Here is a 20,032-nt window from a genome sequence, read left to right as displayed (position 1 = left end):
TTTCGATTCGGTGGGACGGGCCCCGCCCCCTCGGCGCGGATCACCACCGCTTCCTGTGGGCCCCGGGGGCGGGGTGCCGGGCCTTCTGGACGTACGACCGCTCGTTCTTCCATCGTCGGCCGTGCCCGCTCGCGCATCCGTGCCCGCTCGCGCATCCGTGCGCGGTCATCGTACGAGGAGGGCCGGGCCGCCGGTGGCCGTCGCCGGTTCTCTCAGGGACTCTCGCGCAGCGCCGCCGTGAAGCTGCGGCCGTAGGCGTGGTGGGTCGTGACGTCGAGGCGGGTGCCGCCGGGGACGCGGCGGACGCGGACTCCGGAATCGGCGGAGACCCGCCGCAGGGGCCGGCCGTGGAGGGTGACGGAGACGGAGCGCCGTGCCGTCGTGGGGTCGGCCACCGCGATGGAGTACGTACCGTCCTCGGTCCACCGCAGCATGACCGACGCCGGGCCGTCGGTCGAGAGGCGCCCCGCCCGGTGGGTCCCCGGGGTGAAGGCGTTGACGGCGGTGATGCCCAGGCGGCTGTGTGCTGCGGCCTGCAGGCGTTCGGTGTTGGACAGCACCGTGAGCGGGCCGCGGGCGTAGGACGCCAGCTGCTGTGCGGTGGCGTTCGGGACGAGGGCGTGCGCCATGGAGACCGGACGCCCCCCGGCAGCCTGCTCGTAGGACAGCGTGAAGACCTGTTTGGTGACCGCTGTGTCCGCGTTGGCCAGGCGCACGAGACGCCGGCTGCGCGTGACCGTGTCCAGTGCCACGACCGGCGGCGGGCCGGACAGGAAGACGTACCCGACCGCGGTTCTCTGCCCTTCGTCGGCGTACCGCAGCCAGGCCGGCGGGGCGGACCCGGCCCTGCGCCAGGGTGCCCCGTCACGGAGGCCGCCGGTGAGGAGGACGGGGGAGGAGGGGGCGGCGATGCGGGTGTCGACCGTCGTGGTCACCGCGCGGCCCGCGAGTCCCGCCACGCCCGCGGAGAGTACGAGGATCTCGTCGTCGAACATGAACCACGACCTGGTGGCACGCGCCGCTCGGTAGGCGACGAAGTCCTCGGGCAGGGTGCCTGCCCGGTGGGCGGCGTACGCGGCGTCGTCGGACTGCACGAGACCGGCCGCACCGTAGGCGCCGAGGCGGGCGCCGCCGGAGAACGCATGGGTGGCACGGGGGAAGTAGACGTATGTGTTCTGCGGTTCGGAGGACGACGTGAAGCCGCGCTCCGGATTGTCGTACCAGAGGGTGCCGTAGAGCTCGGGAACGGTGCGCCGTGGCTCGACGGGTGCGGTGACACCTGCGAGGCGGTAGGGCTCGACGGCGGTGAAGTAGTCGATGCCGAACGCCTGCCGCTGGTCCGTGCCGGACAGGTAGAGGTAGTGGGCGCCGGTGCCCTGGAACCAGGGCATCAGGTTCTCGCCGTTCATGTACTCGTACGTGCTGATGCGCGTGGAGCTGCGGGCCAGGGCGAAGGCGTAGCCGGGGCGGCGGTGGACGGTCCGGTCCATCGCGTGGAACGCGGCGTGCGATGCGGCGGGGACGAGGTCCCTGGCAGGGGTGGGGGAAGCCAGGATGTCGGCGTAGCGGGCGATGCTGACGGGGGAGACGAAGGACGTGGTGTCGAGGCCCGCCTTCGAGGTCTGCCGGACGAATTTTACGTAACCGGCAAGGGCCTCGGCGTCGCTGCCGGCCGTGTACGCGGACAGGTCGGCGACGGCCTCCACCACGGCGGTGACATCCGCGTAGCCCGTGCCGGCCCGCGAGACCGCACGCCCTTTGACGATCTCCATCATCCAGCCCTCGAAGATCAGCGGGGCGAAACCGTCGGCTACCCAGCCCTGGACGACGCCGGCCAGGTTGTCGTCGGGGACGTAACCGGAGCCGTCGAGGATCTTGATGGTCTGGACGGTCCGGGTGAGCAGGCCCTTGCCGTAGGAGCCGGTGTACGCGACGGAGGAGTGCTGCACGAAGGAACCGTCGGCGTAGAAGCCGTCGGTGACCCCGTGGCGCGGCTGGTAGGGGTCGATCGTGGAAAAGACGGTCAGCTGGTCGGCGAGGGCTTTGGTGATGCGGGCGTCGTCGCCGGTCAGGGCGCCTTGCAGGATCCGGTTCGTCGTGATGTCGGCGAGGTTGGCGCCGGTGTGGAAGCGCGAGTCGAGATCGACGTCGCCGTCCTTGCCGTTGCGGAGGTACGCGTCCATGGACGCGATATACGTCGCTGTGAGCTCCGGCCGGTGTGCCGCGACCTCGTTCCTGAGGAGGACCAGGGTCCTGGTCACGTGGGAGGGAATCCCGATCTCCCAGTGGAACCAGTTTCCGTAGTAGCCCTTCGACTGGTCACCGAACCAGTCGTCGTGGAGGCGGGCCAGGCCGTCGACGACTCGGCGCCGCAGCGTTGTGCCGTCAGGCAGGCCGGCGGCGCCGGTGCCGGGGAGACAGGCGGCCAGGGCGATCTCGTAGAGGTACTGGTAGGAGGCGCTCAGGTTGGGGTCACTGGTGCCGAGCGGAACGCCCTCGAAGAGCTCGCCCTGCCCGGCGCCGTCCATCGCTGCGAGCCGGGCGCGCGCCGTCGCCCGCAGGGAGGCGAGTTTCGGAGCGACCTCGGGACGGGCGTTGGACGCGTCGGTGCCGGCGAAGACCGCGACGGTGTTACGGAGGATGGCCGCCCGGCCCTGGTCCACGGATTTCGCGGAGCCCGCGGAGTGCGGAGCGGCAGGGGGTGTCGCCTCCGCCCGCAGCGTCTGGGACAGCGCCCAGAGCGTGGCGGCGGGGATCACGGACAGTGCAGAACGACGCGAGAGCTCCACCAGCACGCTCCGAAGTCCGGTCTGTAAGCGCTTGTTCCCGTGGTGCCGTGGTCTCCACACAAGCAATGGTTCCTCATCCGTGTCAACGGGCGGGGCGTTGTTCACGGCGGCTCGTATGACAGCTCCTGCTCCTGCGGCGGCTCCTGCCGGCGTGCCGCACGATCCGAGCGCCGCGGGGGGCGATGGGGCCGGGCGCGTCACCCTCGTCCGCGCTGTTCGGTCCCGCGCTCGGCGCCGGGGCAGCACCGCCCGAGCCGGCCGGGCCGACGGTGATTAGAATCTGCTCCCATGTCGAAGCCTGACGAACTGCTCGTTGATGTCGCCACGCTGGTGGAGTCCGGGCACAGCAATCAGATGTCTCTGACCGTGGTCGCCGGCGGTGCTGTCATCACCGGCCGGCTGGCTCCTGAAGCAGTCTGGCGGCAGCGGGTGTCGGAGGTTCTGGCGGACTCGGCCCGCCTGAGCGATTTCTCCGCCGTCTTCACCGCCCCGAAGCGCGAGGACAAGCCGCCGACACACCTGCACTTCCACGTGGCGCGGATCCTGCAGGGCACGGTGGGGATTCCGGAGACCGGCGGGATGTACCGCGTGGCGATCGACGACGTCAGTGCCTGGACCATGGGTGACTTCAGCTACTCCGACCACTGACTCCACCGCAGACACCGAGGAACCCGTCGGTACCGCCTGATGTCCGGGGGTACCCGGCGGGCTTCTACGCGCCCCTCAGACGCCCGGCGGCCCGGCCCGCGGCGCGGACGGGGTGCGGGACGTCGTCAGCGAGACGGCCGGACAGGACATCTGCTGTCCTCCGCCGTCCTCGCACCTCTCCGGGGAATGCGTGGAGGGGCCCTGGCGCCGTACCGGCACCAGGGCCCCGAAGGAACTGCTACACCATCTGCCGGCCCTCATACTGCGCCGACCATCTGTTTCCGCTGACCCGGCCTACAGGCTGCCGGGGTGCGGGGATCGCGGTTGCTCGACCGGAGACCACCTCACTATCGATGTCCTGCGGTACCCGGGCTCATGAACCCGCCCGGGCGATCCCGATGGCGCTGGGCTCCTCCGTTCTTCCCTCGTGTTGAACTGCTTTCCCAACTGCGTACTGCGGGTACTGCGTGTGCCGATCGATGTTGCGTGAACTGCGGTACTGCTCGTGGCGGCCCCTGATGACTGCGGGCCCCCCGGTCCGGTCGTCAGTCCCGTCGCCGTCCTGCAACCACCCTGGCTTCGGAACTCCACCACCGCACCGCTCTGCGACTGCGTGTACTGCTGCCCGGCAGTTCGTCTCTGCCGGGCCCTTCTCGATCTCGGCTACGGAAGAAACCATAGCTACGCAGCTACTGAATGTCTACTCTCGTCGGGATAGATTTCCGTGCGCGAGTCGCAGAGGTAATCGGCCTCGCTCACTGTGGGGCGACCCCGGCGTGCAGGTGCGGATGAGTGTGGACGCCGCCTCGGGAGCCTCAGCTGTTGCCGGGGGCATCCCTGTGGGGGCCCCCGGGTTCGGCGAAGGGGTCGGACCCGCCCGCCCCGATGCCCTTCGCGCATGCCTCCCCCTTCTGCGCGGTGGTGGTCACCACCGCACCCGGGTCACCGGTCTCGCGGAGAGGTGCGAGATCTCCGAGGCCGAACGGTGATGTCGACCCAGGGCCCCGCGCCCTCGGCGCCCTCGGGGGTGGCAGGGGGCCAGGTGAACTCGGTGGGGAGGTCGTCCACGGCCGTGCGTCTCCTTGGCGGCGCGGATGGGAGCGGCTCAGGCGGACGGGCTCGTCCGGAGTGTCGCACCGCCGGCGGCGCTGCTCCCGGTGAGCGCGACAAAGCTCTGAACGGCGGCACCGTGGACACAGGTTTCGCCTTGTGCGCAGCAGGACGGCTCCTGCCGAGCGGGTGTGGACCTCTTGAACCTCTCGCGGATTCCGGGCGATGGAGTGTACGGAGTCGCGTGACGGTGCGGTGGCCGCGGCGCGGCGCAACAGCACGCGGTACTTCTGTACCCGGGCTTCCGCCTCCGGGGAAACAGGACGATGTGACTGATCCAGGTCGACGCTGCCGAGCTGCGGTACGACGCCGGGGGTGCAGTGACCCCTTTTCAGCCTCGGGCTCTCATTGGATGATCGGTTCCATGGCGTCCTTCTCCTGTCCTGTCCGGCCGTGGTTGCTCCCGAACGCCGCCCTGCTCGTCGGGTTGGCGACGTGGGGAACGCTCCGCTATCCGCACCTACCGGGTCGGATACCGAAGCACATCGGGGTCGACGGAGTGGACGCCTGGACCGACAGGTCGATCGGCAGCGCGTTCGTGCTGGTCTTCGTGTATGCGGGGGTGACGGTACTGATGGCTGGTTGCGCGGAACTGACGTTGCGAGTGACACCGCGCGATGAGATGCCGAGCGCCGGCGCTGCACCGTTCGCCGCTGCGCAGGCGGCGTCGTCCCTGATCAACAGGCCCGGCAGTCGTGCCTCGGCACGCCGGACCGCACGTGCGCTGCTGCTGTTCAACACCTGTATCGGCATCTCGTTCCTCGCGGGCTGCGGAATGCTCTGGCGTTCCACGCCGGACCCGGACGTGCCCGCGTGGCTTTTCGCGGCGATGACTCTGCCACTCCTTGCCGGCAGTGCGGTGACGGTCGCTGCGGCCGTGAGTGGCCGAAAGCGGTGAGCCCGTTCACCGAGCCCTCCCGATCTGACGGCGTCACGGTTGACGCCGGCTGATACGCCACGCGAAGAAGCTCCTGGCAGACGGGTTCACGGCCAGGATCACCCGTGTCCGCTGCCGGCTGCTGACGGTCCACGCACTCGTCGGCGGGGCCGTCCGGCTCGTCTTCGCACGCGATGACGCACCCGCCCGCACGCCGCCGCGATGAGCCGAGCACGGCCGGGCTGCGGGCGGGCCGCTGCTGCCGGTGATGGAGAGCCGCCTCCGCCCCCGCCGCCCTCTCCGCCCCGCCACCCTTTCCGCCGCTGCCGCCGCCTCCTCCTGCGGTCCCGGGCCGGTGATGCTCCCGGTCCGGACCGCCGGACGGCCGTACCGCGGTGTGCGGAAACGGATCGGACGGGTGAGACATCGTGCGGGCCGGCCGGCGGCCTCGAATCCTTTTCCCGGCCGGTTCCTCTTATGGAGGTGCGGGCCGTGGGGCCGGCGCGTCGAAGGAGGTCCTCATGACCGTAGTCGTAGTCGCCGTGGTGGTCACGGCCGTGCTGGTGTGCAGCTGCGTGCTGTTCCTGTGGAGGAGGGCGCGTTCACATGGCTAGCCCCACGAGGTCCGCGTGGCCGGGAGGGCAACTCGTCGCCGCGGCCCGGAGCGGGGACGAGGCGGCGATAGCCGCCTTGGTCTCAGGAACGCATCCGCATGTGCGGCGTTTCGCGTTCTCGCTCTGTGCGAGCAGCCAGGACGCGGAGGACGCGGCACAGGAAGCCATGATCGTTCTGTTCCGCGAGATCGGGACACTCCGTGCGGCAGGTGCGCTCGCTTCATGGATGTTCCAGATCGTGCGCCACGAATGTCTGCGGCGCGCGCGGGCCATGTCGCGCAGGCACGAGCCGAGAGCCGCGGCGGTCACTCCGTCGGCCGAGGACGATGTGCTGGGCAGACTGGAGAGCGAGCGCGTGGCCTCGGCCATCGCGTCGTTGCCCGCGGACCAGCGCCGTGTGCTGATCATGCGTGACGTCCAGGGCCTGCCGGGCAATGCTGTGGCCAAGTCCCTCGGGCTCAGCACAGCTGCGATGAAGTCCCGGCTGCACCGTGCCCGCGTCGCCGTGCGCACCGAACTGGACGTCCCGGACGGGAGCGCACCGCGGTGAAAGCAGGCGTGCCGGACGAGAGGTCGTTCGCCAGCAGCTCCGTCCCCCTTCACCTGGCGCGGGGAGTCATCGGGTTCGGGCTGTTCGCCGGATCGGTCATGTTGCTGCCCGTCTTCGGTCCGCTCAGCTTGCTGCTCGCACCCCTGGGCGTCGTGGTGCTGCGCGGCTGTCCCACCTGCTGGGCGATCGGGCTGGGACAGACGATTTCACGCGGACGTCTGGAACGGTCCTGTGCGGATGGCAGCTGCCGGCTGACCCCGGGTGTCACGGCACCGGCAGCAACGGACATACGCGCAGACGGCACCACCGGAGCGGCATCCGGCGAAATGGCACCGGTCACCGTCGAGGCGCGGTCGTCGAGCAGCCATGTGCCCGGGCAGGGCGCGAAGGCGCACATCGCGCCGACTCCAGGACCTGGCATTCCTGGCTCTGGCGGGAGTCCTGGCGTCCGGGGGCGGGGCGCCCCACAGGCAGCCGTGTTCCAAGGGATGTCCAGGCCAGGTCCTTGAGATCCGGGTGGTCGAGTCCGCAGGTGCGGGCGCCCCGGCGGTACGCCTTGCGTGATCACGAGAAGGGAGTCGCGCCACTCCGGTCCGCGTGAGCAGTGCTCCGTGAACCACCCGTCCAGGGGATCCGGGCGATCTGCCTGCCCGGGCTCAGGCACGGAGCTCCGGTGGGAAGCCGGTCCAGCGGAGGGCTGCCGGGAGGTGGCCCATGTCGTTGACCATGAGCAGGGCCGCGGGTCTGCCGGGGGTGTAACGGATGACGGTCAGCGCGGCGTTGGCGTGGTTGAGGCCCAGCCAGCGCCAAGCGGGAGCGTCGAGGGCGTCCCGGACCAGCCAGGCGGCCAGGAAGGCGTGGGTGACGACGAGTTCGTGACGGGGTTCGTCGCCGTCCGCAGCTCCGGTGAACCGTGCCAGCGCAGCGCCTGCCAGCTCCGGACCCCGGTTGCGTTCGGACTCCGGGAACCGCTCCACGAAAGAGAGAAGCCGGTCCGCCGATTGCGCGGGGAGCTCCTCCCGCCGCGGGACGTGGGGGACGTAGTCCCCGGCCGGCTCCGAGACCTGGAGGGGGATGCCCCGCCCGAGCCTCTCGTGGACCAGCCGGGCCGTCTGCGCGGCCCGGGGGAGCGGGCCGTGGTGGACGGCGGCGAGCGGTACGTCCCGGAGCCGTTCGCCGAGCAGGGCCGCCTGGCGCCGGCCCCGCTCCGTCAGTTCGGTCTCGTCCGGGGACGCCTCGGCGTGCCGGGCGATGTAGAGAAAGCGGGTCGAGGTCTCGCTGGAGGTCACGGTCGCGGGGTTCCTTCGGTAGGTCCGGTGGGTGCGGGAATGGACGACGTCTCTCTCCGGCTGGTTCCGGGTCGCGCGTTCGGGTGATGTCGGTGCGGACGGTTCCTTGCGGGGACGGGGGCCCGGCCCACGTCCGCCTGTGCGCCCGGCGTGTCGGGTGCGCCGCGTTTGGCACAGTGCCGCTCCGTGATCGAGAACGGGGTGAGGGCTGTGACCGTGGTGCACGGGCAGAGCGACCCGGCGGTACCGCCGGGCGGGGGTGCCTGCGGGCAGAGGCTGAAACACAGTGTCGGGCCGTGGCTGCGGGCCGCCGGGGGCGCGGAAGGGCTGGTGGCACATCTGGGGCCCGTGCGCCATGAACTGGCCACGGCTCATGAGGGCCTGCTGGCAGGGGCGGGACGGTTGACCGCCCTCGCGGAGCTGGCGGCCGTGCGGGAGTCCTGGGAGAGGCGGATCCAGGCCGCGCAGGGGGAGTGCGGAAGCCTGGCGGCCAAGCTGCGGGCCGTCGCACGGACACAGGGGGCCACGGACGAGACCGTCAGGTCCTCCTTCGCTGAAATGACGCCGTGTGGGGGAGACGAGCGGTGACGTCGATGCTGACCTGGGCGCAGTTACGGGACCTGAACTGCGCCGAGCTGGAGGGCGCGGCCGACGGTTGGGGCAGGTCGAGCAACCGGGCCGACACGGCGCGGGACCGCATCGAGCAGCAGCTGCTCACCGGGCTCCGCGACACGCAGGAGGGCGAGGCGGCGCAGGCGGCGGTCGCACGGCTGCGGCAGCTGGGGCGGAACTTCCAGTACGTGTACACCGAGTGCGGGCTCCTCCGTACGACGCTGAACTCCCTCTCCCACGAGATGAAGACCCAGCAGCGGGCGCTGAGGGAGGCACTGGACGATGCGGCCGCGCTGGAATTCACGGTGCACGCGGACGGGTCGGTGACGTATCCGGCGGCGGGCGAGGGGCTCATCGACGGTGCGCCCCTGCGGGGTGGCACGGCGGCGTCGGCCGGGTCCCCGGGGCTGGTGCCGCCCTCGGGCCTGGTGGCGCCGAATCCCAATGCGGCCAAGGCCCAGGACATCGCGGACCGGGTGGCCGGGGCGGCGCGGGCGGCGGCCGAGATCGACTGGCGGTACGCGGGGATCCTGCGCCGGCTGAAGGCGGAGGAGGGCCTGAAGGTCCCGGACTCCACGTGGAAGGACGCGGCGGGCGACGCGGCGGAGGTCCGTGACGCGGCGGGGGCGTACCTCAAGGACGCCATCCCGCGGGATGCGTCTCCGGCGGAGCGGCGGGACTGGTGGGCGGGGCTGACCCAGGAACAGCGCGAGGAGTACCTCGCGGTGTACCCGGACCAGATCGGGAACCTGGACGGAATCCCGGCACTGGTACGCGACGCGGCCAACCGGGACAACCTGTCACTGCTGATCGGAAAGCTGGAGGGGCGGGACGACGAGAAGTCGGTCACGCAGCTGGCGGGTCTGCGGGAGATCGACCGGCAGTTGGGGGCGGGAGCCAGGCCGGGGGAGCCGCCGATGTTCCTGTTGGGCATCAGCGACGAGGGGAACGGACGGGCGATCGTCTCGTACGGCAACCCTGATACGGCACGCCATGTATCGACATATGTGCCGGGGCTGAATACGTCGCTGGATGAAGATTTTGCGAAGAATGACCTTAAGCGTGCTTTGGATACAGTTAAAGGTGCCCGCTATCACGATCCTTCGAGTGCAGCAATCGCCTGGCTAGGATACGACGCGCCACAGGCTATTGACGGATTTAACAGTTTGGCTGTAGCCGGCGAGGGGAGGGCGGAGGAGGGCGGTAGGCGCTTGAACGACTTCACGGCAGGATTGGTCGCGACGAACGAGAATGGAGATCCGCACTTGACGGCTATTGGGCACTCGTATGGGTCCCGAACCGTGGGTGCGGCAACTCAGGAAGGTGACGGGTTGCCAGGAATTGACGACATCGTCTTTGTGGGTAGCCCGGGGGTAGGTGTCGATCGCGCTGAGGACCTCGGGGTGGGTAAGGAGCATGTGTTCGTCGGAGCCGCAGAGAACGACGTCGTGACAAAAATGCCTTCGAAGCAGCAAGTAGCCGCTGGTGCCATGGCGGCTCTTTCCGGCCCGTTCATCTATGTCGTGGGCGATGCTGCAGACCAGGGTGACGACGATCTCTGGTTTGGCAAGGATCCGGCGAGTGAGGAATTCGGCGCTAATCGGTTTCGTGTCGACGACGGGCCTGGCCTTGTCAGCGCCAGTGGGTTTTCTATTGATGCCCACTCCCAGTATTTTGATCCGAAGAGGGATGCGGCATCGGCCCACAATATCTCGCTGATTTCTACGGGGCGTTCGGAAAAAATTAATAGCCAGGAGTACCGGTGAAGTGTGGAATTTCTGTATCGGTCGTCGCTCTGGTTGTCGTGGCGTCACTTGCAGGTTGCGCAAGTGGCATTGAATCTTTAGGTGGGAGTGAAAGGCCTGATATGAATATGCAGCAGGCTGCACGGCGGGCGGATGACATCCTTGATGCTCTTTTCAGGGAGATCAAGCCGGAAGTGAAGTGGACCCATGACACAACCAGCCTCGGAAGTTGCGACGTAACCAGAAGGCGCGCAGTCATGACCATCGTGTCCGCGGAGCGCAGAGGTAACTTCCTGGGCGTTGTGGATCGCGCCTGGCGCAACAGCGGGTACCGGATGAAGTCGATCAACAATGACCCGGATGTCCCGGCGATCTTCGCCCGGACGGACGACGGATTCGGCGTCAGTCTGATCGTCGGAGGCGAGGGGCAGGTGTTCTTCGAAGTCGACACCCCCTGCGTGGAGGAGTCGGAGGTTGCCGAGTCCACCACCCCGGCGACCGCGCCCACCTACGAGGGCATGGAGCACATCCCCCGCCCCCACATCCGCTCACCCTTCTGGTCCGCCGGCTCCCCCTGACCCCCCGTAGCCGCCCCTGACGCCCCCTCATGCACCCGCTCACCCGTACACACCAGCGAATCGCGTCGTGAACCGCGCCCGAATGGGGGATGGTTGGGGTGTGCGGAAATATTGGGTGTTCGTCGGTGGTGGGATCGGGCTGGGCCTGTGCTTCATCGCCCTGCTCGTCGTCGGTACGTACTCCGCCGCAGCCGGGATCGCCGGGGCGAGCGGGGCCGTCGGGCTGGTCAAAGGGGCGGTGCCGGCGCGTTATCAGCCGCTCGTGGAGAAGTGGGGCAATCTCTGCCCTGCCATCAACCCGGCCCTCCTGGCCGCGCAGTTGTACCAGGAGAGTGGCTGGAATCCGCGTGCCCAGAGCCACGCCGCCGCGCAAGGCATCGCGCAGTTCATCCCCGGCACCTGGGCCTCGCACGGTATCGACGGGGACAAGGACGGGGACCGGGACGTCTGGGATCCGGCCGACGCGATTCCGTCCGCCGCGTCCTACGACTGCGAGCTCGCGGGTTACGTCGAGAAGGTGCCGGGCGACCCGACCGACAACATGCTCGCCGCGTACAACGCGGGTGCCTACCGGGTGATCCGGTCCGGTGGAGTGCCCTCGATCAGTGAGACGCAGAATTACGTCAAGATCATTCGTTCCCTGGAGAAGAGCTTCGCCAAGCCGGTCGGCCGGGTGCGGCCCTCGCAGCAGGCTGCCGGGGCGATCTACTTCGCGCAGGAGAAGCTCGGTACCCCCTACCTCTGGGGTGGCAACGGCACCGCCGACCAGGGAGGCCGGTTCGACTGTTCCGGGCTGACCCAGGCCGCGTACCGGACGGTCGGCATCGAGCTTCCCCGGGTGGCCAACGACCAGTACAACGCCGGGCCGCACCCCTCCCGGGACGAACTCCTTCCCGGTGACCTGGTGTTCTTTTCGGACGATCTGAACAACTCGCGCGCCATCCGGCACGTAGGCCTCTACGTTGGTGGCGGTTACATGATCAACGCTCCGTACACCGGCGCGGTCATCCGGTTCGACAAGATCGACACCCCCGATTACTTCGGTGCCACCAGGGTCACGAAGGACGGTGCCGCCGCGCTTCCCACCGCGCTCCCGGAGGGCTGACTTCCAGTCGGACGTGGCTGGAACTCTCCGTCAAGCCAGGGCCCTGAGCTGCGACGATGAGTCACTCTTCGATAACGTCCTGGTGATCATTCGGTGGAGAGCGGAACGTACGCGGCTGACAGGCCGTTCCCTGGACTGGGACGGCATGCGCACATGACCGTGCGCGGCTGCCCGGACCAGTCGGGCGTGACGGCATCATGGCGTGGCGCGGCACTGAATCCGCACCGACCACGGGGGTCAGACCAAGGCGACGCACGCCGTTGTGCGTCGCAGCAGCAGACAAGGCAAGGGGCCGCGGCAGATGGCTGGACTCGCACTCGATGGGTCGAACCCCGATGTCAGCCTGCTCTACGACATCAATGGGCTGGCGAAGGCCGCTCCGACCTGGTTCGACCGGGTCATGGAGTTCGTCGGTGAATTCGGGATCATGCTCGCCATGGTCCTGGTGGTCCTGTGGTGCTGGTGGAGTGTGCGCCGACGCGGGACGACCGAGGACTCGGTGACGGCGGTCGCCGGACTCGTGTGGGCGCCACTGGCCGCCGGGATCGCGTTGCTCATCAACATCCCGATCCGGGGATTCGTGGAGAGGCCCCGCCCGTTCTTCGACCACAAGGGGCTCGAAGTCCTGGTGAAGGGCAAGACGGACTTCTCCTTCGTGAGCGACCACGCGACGATGGCGATGGCGATCGCGGTGGGGCTCTTCGTGGCCAACAGGAAATTCGGCCTGGTGGCGATCGCGCTGGCGCTCCTGGAGGGCCTCTGCCGCGTCTACATGGGCGTGCACTACCCGACCGACGTGATCGGCGGCTTCGCGCTCGGTACCGCGGTGGCCCTGCTGCTCGCTCCGCTCGCGATGATGCTGCTGACGCCCCTCGTGGGGGCCGTGGCCCGTACCGGTACGGTCGGCCGGCTCGTCCGCTCGGGCGGACCGGCCGGTGCGCCGGACGGACGGGACGAGTCGCGTGCGATCCCCGAGCCGAGCCCGGGCGCCGGGCGTGCCGGCGGACCCGGTGACAGGGACCTCGCCGCGTAGGCGGGAGGCACGACGGTTCGAGAGGGGGCGTCCCGTGCGGGACGCCCCCTCTCGCATGCGGATTGCACGCGGTTGCACGTCTCCTGCATGCCGGCGGTGCATGCGGCAGCTCGTGCGGTCGTGCCGTTCCCCGGCGGGGTTCTCCGCCTCTAGGCGCCCTGGCGGGCCCCGTCCGGGAACGAGCGGTGTTCTTCCGCGTCCGTGCGGGCCCGGTCGCGCGAACGCCGGGCCGGTCCGGACCAGCCGCAGGTGCAGCGTGCCAGGCAGAACGAGCCTCGTTCGAGCGTGGTGGTGCTGTGCGGAGGGGCAAGGGCGGCGGGGGATGTGGAGGCCGGAGCGAGCGCCTGGGCCGGAGCGTGGGCTGGGGGGTCCTCGTACACGGATCCACGGTACTGCGGTGGTCCGCTGCCGTGAACCGGTGGGCCCGGTCGGCTGCCGCGCGGGGCTCCGTGGCGTGACGAGGCGCCCCGGCCGTCGTTAGGCGGGGCGGGCGGGAACCCGGTCCGGTGTACGTCGTTGGGGGTTGGCGGGCGATGGTGGTGCAACGGCACAGATGCGGAGGCGGGGCACTGGCTGTGTGCGCCCTGGCCCTCGCCGGTGTGATGACGACGGGCAGCGGATGTTCCGGTGCGGGCGCCGAGGGCGGTTCCGGTGGGCCCGCCGTCGCCCGGGGCGGCCCGGCCGGCGATCCGGCGGCCGTGGTGCGGCGGGCGGCCGAGGAACTGGCCGGTGCGGGGAGCGCCGAGACGCGTACGTCGATGGAGACCGCGGCCGGCGGGACCCGGGTGACGATCAGGGGCGAGGGGGCGTACGACTTCCGCAGGCAGTTCGGCCGGTTCAAGGTCGTGCTGCCGAAGGACGCCGCCGGGGCGGAGGGGCGCCGGCCGATCACGGAACTGCTGGCGCCGGGGACGCTGTACATGAAGGACCGTGGTGCCGGGGTGCCCGAGGGCAAATGGGTGCGTATCGACACGACGGCGCTGGAGGACGGGAATCTGGTCACCGGCGGTGTGACGGATCCGACAGCCTCCGCCGAGCTGCTGCGCGGCGCGGGCAAGGTGACGTACGTCGGACGGACGGAGCTGGCCGGAGTGGCGGTCCGGCACTACCGGGGGACCGCGGACATCGGGCGGGCGGCGCGGACGGCCTCGCCGTCCTCGCGTGGGGCGCTGGCCGCCGCAGCGAGAGGGTTCAGCACGGATGCGGTGCCCTTCGACGTCTACCTGGACGACGAGGGCCTGCTGCGCAAGGTGCGCCACCGCTTCTCCTTCGCGGCCGGGGGGCGGACGGTGGCGGTGATGTCGACGATGCTGCTGTACGGCTTCGGGGCGCCGGTCCCGGTGGGGCTTCCTCCGGAGGAGGACATCTACACGGGGCGGGTCCAGCAGGGGCCGAGTGGCCCGGAAGCGCCGTAGGGAGGGGGCCGAAATGGTCCGTCCGTGCCATGCGCGGTGCGTGCCGCGCTCCCTAGGCTGGGGAGCCGGTGCGCCAGGAGTCGGCGACAGCAGAGAAAGGTGACGCAGGTGGTGACGCTCAGCGCTCCGACCGCTCAGGACTGTGTGGCCCTCGCCGAGATCGAACTGTGCGGCGAGCTCATGATCGCGGCGGCGGACGCACGTGAGGACCGGCTCAGTCCCGACCGTATCGACGAGGTGCTCAGCGTCGGGGTGTACGCGGCCGAGCAGGCGCCGATGATTCCCCGGCAGTGCCGCCGCCGGGGGTGACCTGGCGTTTCCCCGGGCTTGTCAGGTGCGCAGGAGACGGGCGATGGCCTTGGTGGCCTCCTCGACCTTCGCGTCGATCTCCTCACCGCCCTTGAGCGCGGCGTCCGCGACGCAGTGGCGCAGATGCTCCTCCAGCAGCTGGAGTGCGAAGGACTGCAGGGCCTTCGTGGAGGCGGAGACCTGGGTGAGTATGTCGATGCAGTAGACGTCCTCGTCCACCATCCGCTGGAGGCCGCGGATCTGACCCTCGATGCGGCGCAGCCGCTTGAGGTGCTCCTCCTTCTGGTGGTGGTAACCGTGGATGCCCCGGTCGTGGTCGGTGACGACCGCTTCCGTGCCGGCCGTACCGGTGCTCGCGGTGGTCTCGGTGCTGGTCATGGGGTCCTCCCGTTGTCCTCGTGGCCTGCGCTGATCATGCCGTTCCGCACCGTCTGTATACCCCTGCCGGGTATATCGTAACGAATCCAGCCGAAACGTGACCGGGGGGCCGTGCTGATCACTGTGCCTGATGCGCGACACTGAAGAACGCCGGTTAGCCGTGGCCGGATGATGCGCCTAGCATCAGCCTGACCGAATCCAAAGCACCCCGAGGACCCCACGTGCGCTTTCGTCTGACCCCCAGGGAGACGAGCTTCTACGACATGTTTTCCGCCTCCGCGGACAACATCGTCACGGGCTCGAAACTCCTGATGGAACTGCTCGGGGCGGATGCTGCCTCCCGAGTCGAGATCGCGGAGCGTATGCGGGCAGCGGAGCACGCGGGGGACGATGCCACCCACGCGATCTTCCACCAGCTGAACTCCTCCTTCATCACGCCGTTCGACCGCGAGGACATCTACAACCTGGCCTCGCAGCTCGACGACATCATGGACTTCATGGAGGAGGCCGTCGACCTGGTCGTGCTGTACCAGATCGAGGAACTCCCGAAGGGTGTCGAGCAGCAGATCGAGGTCCTGGCCAGGGCGGCGGAGCTGACCGCCGAGGCCATGCCGAGTCTGCGGACCATGGAGAACCTCACCGAGTACTGGATCGAGGTCAACCGCCTGGAGAACCAGGCCGACCAGATCCACCGCAAGCTGCTGGCCCACCTGTTCAACGGCAAGTACGACGCCATGGACGTGCTGAAGCTCAAGCAGATCGTGGACGTACTGGAAGAGGCGGCTGACGCGTTCGAGCACGTCGCCAACACCGTGGAGACCATCGCGGTCAAGGAGTCCTGAACCTCGTGGACACCTTTGCGCTGATCGTGACCATCGGTGTCGCGCTCGGCTTCACGTATACGAACGGCTTCCACGACTCGGCGAACGCCATCGCCACCTCGGTCTCCACCCGGGCGCTGACCCCGCGTGCGGCTCTGGCGATGGCCGCCGTGATGAACCTCGCAGGCGCCTTCCTGGGCCAGGGGGTCGCCAAGACCGTCAGCGAAGGGCTGATCGCCACGCCCGAGGGCCAGAAGGGGATGGGCATCCTCTTCGCGGCGCTGGTCGGCGCGATCATCTGGAACCTCATCACCTGGTACTACGGCCTTCCGTCGTCGTCCTCGCACGCCCTGTTCGGCGGCATGGTCGGCGCGGCGCTGGCCGGCGGGACGATGGTGCACTGGGACGGCGTGCTGTCCAAGATCATCATCCCGATGTTCCTGTCGCCGGTCATAGGCCTGGTGGCGGGTTACCTGGTGATGGTCGTCATCATGTGGATATTCAGGAAGGCCAACCCGCACAAGGCCAAGCGTGGTTTCCGTATCGCGCAGACGGTCTCCGCGGCGGGTATGGCGCTCGGCCACGGTCTGCAGGACGCCCAGAAGACGATGGGCATCGTGGTGATGGCCCTGGTCATCGCTGACGTCGAGGGCCCGAACGACGAGATTCCGGTCTGGGTGAAGATCGCCTGCGCGACGATGCTGTCCCTCGGGACGTACGCGGGCGGCTGGCGCATCATGCGGACGCTGGGCCGCAAGATCATCGAGCTGGACCCGCCGCAGGGTTTCGCCGCCGAGACGACCGGCGCGTCGATCATGTTCGGCTCGGCGTTCCTCTTCCACGCACCGATCTCCACGACTCACGTGATCACCTCGGCGATCATGGGTGTCGGCGCCACGAAGCGGGTGAACGCGGTCCGCTGGGGTGTCGCCAAGAACATCATTCTGGGCTGGTTCATCACGATGCCGGCCGCGGCGCTGGTGGCCGCGCTCAGCTACGGGATCGTCCTGCTGCTCTTCGGGTGACCTCGTCCGGGCCCGCCCGGCACCGGAAACGGGTCCGCCCCCGCTCTCTCGTGAAGAGCGGGGGCGGACCCTTGCGCCTTGTGGTGGCACCGCCATGCAGCACCTCAAGGCCGTCTGTGGTTATCCGAAGCGGCCCGAGATGTAGTCCTCGGTCGCCTGCACGGACGGGTTGGAGAAGATCCGTTCCGTCTCGTCGATCTCGATCAGCCGGCCGGGCTTGCCCACCGCCGAGAGGTTGAAGAAGGCCGTACGGTCCGAGACGCGTGCCGCCTGCTGCATGTTGTGCGTCACGATGACGATCGTGAAGCGTTCCTTCAGCTCGCCGATCAGGTCCTCGATGGCGAGGGTCGAGATCGGGTCGAGCGCCGAGCACGGCTCGTCCATCAGCAGTACGTCCGGCTCGACCGCGATCGCGCGGGCGATGCACAGGCGCTGCTGCTGACCGCCGGAGAGGCCGGAGCCCGGCTTGTTCAGGCGGTCCTTGACCTCGTTCCAGAGGTTGGCGCCCCTGAGGGACTTCTCGACGATGTCCGACAGCTCGTTCTTGCGGTACGAGCCGTTCAGCCGCAGGCCCGCCGCGACGTTGTCGAAGATCGACATGGTCGGGAAGGGGTTCGGGCGCTGGAAGACCATGCCGACCGTGCGGCGCACGGTGACGGGGTCGACGCCGGGGCCGTACAGGTTCTCGTCGTCCAGCAGCACCTTGCCCTCGACGCGGCCGCCGGGGGTGACCTCGTGCATGCGGTTCAGGGTGCGCAGGAAGGTGGACTTGCCGCAGCCGGACGGGCCGATGAAGGCGGTCACGGAGCGGGGCTCGACAGTCATCGAGATGTCCTCGATGGCCTTGTGGGAGCCGTAGTAGGCGGTGAGGCCGCCGATGTCGATGCGCTTGGCCATGGGAATCAACTGCTTTCTGCGTGGCCTCAGCGGCCGGTCTTCGGGGCCTTCCAGCGGGCGATGCCGCGGGCCACCAGATTGAGGATCATGACGAAGGCGATCAGCACCAGTGCCGCGGCCCAGGCGCGGTCGTAGGACGCGGCCTCGCCGACCCTGTACTGCTCGTAGATGTAGAACGGCAGCGAGGACTGGGCGCCTTCGAAGGGGTTGCTGTTGATCAGCTGGCTGCCGAAGACCAGCAGCATGATCGGCGCGGTCTCGCCGGCGATACGGGCGATGGCGAGCATGACGCCCGTCGTGATGCCGCCGATCGCGGTGGGCAGGACCACCTTCAGGATGGTGCGCCACTTCGGGATACCCAGCGCGAGGGACGCCTCGCGGAGCTCGTTGGGGACGAGCTTGAGCATCTCCTCGGTGGAGCGGACCACGACGGGGACCATCAGGATGGTCAGGGCGAGCGCGCCCATGAGGCCGGAGGGCTCCAGATCCGCGATCAGCATGATCGACAGGATGAACAGACCGGCGACGATGGACGGGATGCCCGTCATCACGTCGACGAAGAAGGTGACGGCGCGGGCGAGGGAGCCCTTGCCGTACTCCACGAGGTAGACCGCGGTCAGCAGGCCCAGCGGGGCGGAGATCACCGTGGCGATACCGACCTGCTCCAGGGTGCCGATCAGCGCGTGGTAGACGCCGCCGCTGGCCTCGGGGCCGAGGACCCCGGCCATCGAGTGGGTGAGGAAGTAGCCGTCGAGGCGCTCGGCGCCGCGGCTGACCGTGGTCCAGAGCAGGGAGGCGAGCGGGACGACGGCGACGAGGAAGCAGACCCAGACGATGCTGGTGGCGAGGCGGTCCTTGGCCTGGCGCTGGTTCTCGACCACGGTCGTCGCGACGTACGAGACGGCCATGAAGAGCAGGGCGGAGATCAGGCCCCACTGGACGCGGCTGTGCCAGCCGGCCGCCAGGGAGACGCCCACGCCGAGCGCGATCGCCACGACGGCGAAGCCGAGCGGGGACCAGCGGGGGAGGCTGCGGCTGCTGAGGCCGGCCTTACGGGGTTCCGGTGAGGTCCGCGGACGGTCGTCCTGGACGTCGGTGGTGGTGGCGTGGGTCATGCGTTGGCCCCCGAGTACTCCTTGCGGCGGGCGATGATGAGCCGGGCCGCGCCGTTGACCAGCAGGGTGAGGACGAAGAGGACGAGGCCCGAGGCGATCAGGGCGTCGCGTCCGAATTCGTCGGCCTCACCGAACTTGGCCGCGATGTTCTGGGCGAAGGTTCCGCCGCCGTGGTTGAGCACGTGCAGCGAGATGAGGAAGCTCGGCGACAGGACCGTGGCGACGGCCATCGTCTCGCCGAGCGCACGGCCGAGGCCGAGCATCGAGGCCGAGATGATGCCGGAGCGGCCGAACGGCAGCACCGAGAGGCGGATGACCTCCCAGCGGGTGGCCCCGAGGGCGAGGGCCGCTTCCTCGTTCATCTTCGGGACCTGGAGGAACACCTCGCGGCTGACGCTGGTCACGATCGGCAGGATCATGATCGCGAGCAGGATGCCGACGGTGAAGAGCGAGCGGGGGACGCCGATCTCGGTCTTGTCGAAGATGTACGTCCAGCCGAAGAACTGGTCGAGCCAGAGGTTCAGGCCCTCCAGGTACGGGACGAGGACGAGAGCGCCCCAGATGCCGTAGACGATGCTGGGCACCGCGGCGAGCAGGTCGATCACGTAGGCGAGGGGGGCGGCCAGCTTGCGCGGCGCGTAGTGCGAGATGAACAGGGCGATGCCGACAGCGATCGGAACCGCGATGACCATCGCGATGATCGAGCTGACGACCGTGCCGAAGAGCAGGACCGCGATGCCGAAGACCGGCGGGTCACCGGCCGGGTTCCAGTCGAAGGTGGTGAGGAAGTTGCCCTCGTCCTTCGAGACGGCGATGTAGGCGCGGTAGCTGAGGAACACGGCGATCGACGCCATGACCACGAGCAGCAGAATGCCCGAGCCGCGTGAGAGGCCCGAGAAGATCTTGTCGCCCGCACGCCCGGTGGACCTGGGGCGGCTGCTTGTTTCCGGCGGCGCCGGTGGGATGTCGAGCGGTGTTGTGGAAGCCATGGTCTTTCCGGTCTGTGTGGGGGAGCGGCTGGCTCCCCTGGCGGCGGTGCACCGGATGGGTCGGGCGGCAGGGGCCGGTCCGGAGGGGTGTGCCGGACCGGCCGCCTGTGCGCGCGTGTCGTGCGGGGTACGG

General features: G+C 69.1%; 19 protein-coding genes. 12 read left to right on the top strand and 7 right to left on the bottom strand.

Annotated features, from left to right (window positions below; all coding sequences use genetic code 11):
• Window positions 1-212: 212 nt before the first annotated feature.
• On the bottom strand, window positions 213-2,789 hold the full coding sequence (locus ACF1FZ_RS04075) for a polysaccharide lyase family 8 super-sandwich domain-containing protein (RefSeq protein ID WP_391771769.1): 2,577 nt from the start codon (window positions 2,787-2,789) through the stop codon (window positions 213-215).
• A 288-nt stretch (window positions 2,790-3,077) separates the two neighbouring features.
• Between ACF1FZ_RS04075 and ACF1FZ_RS04070 the strand changes: the two genes are divergently transcribed.
• The 3 genes from ACF1FZ_RS04070 (at window position 3,078) to ACF1FZ_RS04060 (ending at window position 6,588) form a co-directional block, all read left to right on the top strand.
• Window positions 3,078-3,437: a hypothetical protein gene (locus ACF1FZ_RS04070; RefSeq protein WP_391771768.1), complete on the top strand. Its 360-nt coding sequence runs from the start codon at window positions 3,078-3,080 to the stop codon at window positions 3,435-3,437.
• 1,474 nt (window positions 3,438-4,911) lie between these two features.
• Window positions 4,912-5,445 carry a DUF1648 domain-containing protein gene (locus tag ACF1FZ_RS04065; RefSeq protein WP_391771767.1) on the top strand — a complete coding sequence of 178 codons (534 nt, stop codon included), beginning with the start codon at window positions 4,912-4,914 and terminating at the stop codon, window positions 5,443-5,445.
• Window positions 5,446-6,030: 585 nt separating this feature from the next.
• Window positions 6,031-6,588: an RNA polymerase sigma factor gene (locus ACF1FZ_RS04060; RefSeq protein WP_391771766.1), complete on the top strand. Its 558-nt coding sequence runs from the start codon at window positions 6,031-6,033 to the stop codon at window positions 6,586-6,588.
• Between the two features lie 656 nt (window positions 6,589-7,244).
• On the opposite strand, the gene ACF1FZ_RS04055 is transcribed toward ACF1FZ_RS04060, so the two are convergent.
• Window positions 7,245-7,877 (bottom strand): histidine phosphatase family protein, encoded by a 633-nt coding sequence (locus ACF1FZ_RS04055; RefSeq protein WP_391771765.1) that lies wholly within the window; start codon window positions 7,875-7,877, stop codon window positions 7,245-7,247.
• A gap of 186 nt (window positions 7,878-8,063) precedes the next feature.
• On the opposite strand from ACF1FZ_RS04055, the gene ACF1FZ_RS04050 reads away from it, so the two are divergent.
• The 5 genes from ACF1FZ_RS04050 (at window position 8,064) to ACF1FZ_RS04030 (ending at window position 12,950) form a co-directional block, all read left to right on the top strand.
• Window positions 8,064-8,465, top strand: a complete 402-nt coding sequence (locus ACF1FZ_RS04050) for a hypothetical protein (protein WP_391771764.1) — start codon at window positions 8,064-8,066, stop codon at window positions 8,463-8,465.
• A 5-nt stretch (window positions 8,466-8,470) separates the two neighbouring features.
• On the top strand, window positions 8,471-10,255 hold the full coding sequence (locus ACF1FZ_RS04045; protein ID WP_391771816.1) for an alpha/beta hydrolase: 1,785 nt from the start codon (window positions 8,471-8,473) through the stop codon (window positions 10,253-10,255).
• A 101-nt stretch (window positions 10,256-10,356) separates the two neighbouring features.
• Window positions 10,357-10,812 (top strand): hypothetical protein, encoded by a 456-nt coding sequence (locus ACF1FZ_RS04040; RefSeq protein WP_391771763.1) that lies wholly within the window; start codon window positions 10,357-10,359, stop codon window positions 10,810-10,812.
• Between the two features lie 115 nt (window positions 10,813-10,927).
• On the top strand, window positions 10,928-11,917 hold the full coding sequence (locus ACF1FZ_RS04035; RefSeq protein WP_391771815.1) for an NlpC/P60 family protein: 990 nt from the start codon (window positions 10,928-10,930) through the stop codon (window positions 11,915-11,917).
• 301 nt (window positions 11,918-12,218) lie between these two features.
• Window positions 12,219-12,950, top strand: coding sequence for a phosphatase PAP2 family protein (locus ACF1FZ_RS04030; RefSeq protein WP_391771762.1), 732 nt, complete (start codon window positions 12,219-12,221; stop codon window positions 12,948-12,950).
• Window positions 12,951-13,099: 149 nt separating this feature from the next.
• Here ACF1FZ_RS04030 and ACF1FZ_RS04025 read toward each other — a convergent pair whose 3' ends face one another.
• Window positions 13,100-13,330 carry a hypothetical protein gene (locus tag ACF1FZ_RS04025; RefSeq protein WP_391771761.1) on the bottom strand — a complete coding sequence of 77 codons (231 nt, stop codon included), beginning with the start codon at window positions 13,328-13,330 and terminating at the stop codon, window positions 13,100-13,102.
• 195 nt (window positions 13,331-13,525) lie between these two features.
• Here ACF1FZ_RS04025 and ACF1FZ_RS04020 point away from each other — a divergent pair, with 195 nt between their 5' ends.
• Window positions 13,526-14,365 (top strand): hypothetical protein, encoded by an 840-nt coding sequence (locus tag ACF1FZ_RS04020; protein ID WP_391771760.1) that lies wholly within the window; start codon window positions 13,526-13,528, stop codon window positions 14,363-14,365.
• A gap of 99 nt (window positions 14,366-14,464) precedes the next feature.
• Window positions 14,465-14,674, top strand: a complete 210-nt coding sequence (locus tag ACF1FZ_RS04015; protein WP_391771759.1) for a hypothetical protein — start codon at window positions 14,465-14,467, stop codon at window positions 14,672-14,674.
• 21 nt (window positions 14,675-14,695) lie between these two features.
• Here ACF1FZ_RS04015 and ACF1FZ_RS04010 read toward each other — a convergent pair whose 3' ends face one another.
• Window positions 14,696-15,052 carry a metal-sensitive transcriptional regulator gene (locus tag ACF1FZ_RS04010; protein ID WP_391771758.1) on the bottom strand — a complete coding sequence of 119 codons (357 nt, stop codon included), beginning with the start codon at window positions 15,050-15,052 and terminating at the stop codon, window positions 14,696-14,698.
• A gap of 221 nt (window positions 15,053-15,273) precedes the next feature.
• On the opposite strand from ACF1FZ_RS04010, the gene ACF1FZ_RS04005 reads away from it, so the two are divergent.
• Together ACF1FZ_RS04005 and ACF1FZ_RS04000 are read left to right on the top strand one after the other, a co-directional pair.
• A complete protein-coding gene (locus ACF1FZ_RS04005) occupies window positions 15,274-15,894 on the top strand; it encodes a DUF47 domain-containing protein (protein ID WP_391771757.1) in 621 nt (206 codons plus the stop codon).
• 5 nt (window positions 15,895-15,899) lie between these two features.
• Window positions 15,900-16,898: an anion permease gene (locus ACF1FZ_RS04000; protein ID WP_391771756.1), complete on the top strand. Its 999-nt coding sequence runs from the start codon at window positions 15,900-15,902 to the stop codon at window positions 16,896-16,898.
• A 120-nt stretch (window positions 16,899-17,018) separates the two neighbouring features.
• Here the strand turns inward: ACF1FZ_RS04000 and pstB are convergent, their stop codons facing one another.
• From pstB to pstC, 3 genes are read right to left on the bottom strand one after another with little or no spacing between them, the layout of a single operon-like run.
• The gene (pstB, locus tag ACF1FZ_RS03995) at window positions 17,019-17,795 is read right to left on the bottom strand and encodes a phosphate ABC transporter ATP-binding protein PstB (protein WP_391771755.1); all 777 of its coding nucleotides are present in this window, start codon (window positions 17,793-17,795) and stop codon (window positions 17,019-17,021) included.
• Window positions 17,796-17,821: 26 nt separating this feature from the next.
• Entirely contained in the window at window positions 17,822-18,910 is a 1,089-nt protein-coding gene (gene pstA, locus ACF1FZ_RS03990) for a phosphate ABC transporter permease PstA (RefSeq protein ID WP_391771754.1), read from the bottom strand.
• A complete protein-coding gene (pstC, locus tag ACF1FZ_RS03985; protein WP_391771753.1) occupies window positions 18,907-19,899 on the bottom strand; it encodes a phosphate ABC transporter permease subunit PstC in 993 nt (330 codons plus the stop codon). The genes pstA and pstC overlap by 4 nt, the downstream gene beginning before the upstream one ends.
• Between the last annotated feature and the right edge of the window lie 133 nt (window positions 19,900-20,032).

Source organism: Streptomyces sp. NPDC014623 (genome assembly GCF_043088245.1).
Lineage (GTDB): Bacteria > Actinomycetota > Actinomycetes > Streptomycetales > Streptomycetaceae > Streptomyces.
This window is presented reverse-complemented; position numbering and strand designations above follow the sequence as displayed.

Excerpts from the sequence above, each read along its gene's own strand:
- ACF1FZ_RS04070 (WP_391771768.1), top strand. The coding sequence starts at position 3,078 with ATGTCGAAGCCTGACGAACTGCTCGTTGATGTCGCCACGCTGGTGGAG.
- ACF1FZ_RS04065 (WP_391771767.1), top strand. The coding sequence starts at position 4,912 with ATGGCGTCCTTCTCCTGTCCTGTCCGGCCGTGGTTGCTCCCGAACGCC.
- ACF1FZ_RS04060 (WP_391771766.1), top strand. The coding sequence starts at position 6,031 with ATGGCTAGCCCCACGAGGTCCGCGTGGCCGGGAGGGCAACTCGTCGCC.
- ACF1FZ_RS04045 (WP_391771816.1), top strand. The coding sequence starts at position 8,471 with ATGCTGACCTGGGCGCAGTTACGGGACCTGAACTGCGCCGAGCTGGAG.
- ACF1FZ_RS04040 (WP_391771763.1), top strand. The coding sequence starts at position 10,357 with ATGAATATGCAGCAGGCTGCACGGCGGGCGGATGACATCCTTGATGCT.
- ACF1FZ_RS04030 (WP_391771762.1), top strand. The coding sequence starts at position 12,219 with ATGGCTGGACTCGCACTCGATGGGTCGAACCCCGATGTCAGCCTGCTC.
- ACF1FZ_RS04010 (WP_391771758.1), bottom strand. The coding sequence starts at position 15,052 with ATGACCAGCACCGAGACCACCGCGAGCACCGGTACGGCCGGCACGGAA.
- pstB (WP_391771755.1), bottom strand. The coding sequence starts at position 17,795 with ATGGCCAAGCGCATCGACATCGGCGGCCTCACCGCCTACTACGGCTCC.
- pstA (WP_391771754.1), bottom strand. The coding sequence starts at position 18,910 with ATGACCCACGCCACCACCACCGACGTCCAGGACGACCGTCCGCGGACC.
- pstC (WP_391771753.1), bottom strand. The coding sequence starts at position 19,899 with ATGGCTTCCACAACACCGCTCGACATCCCACCGGCGCCGCCGGAAACA.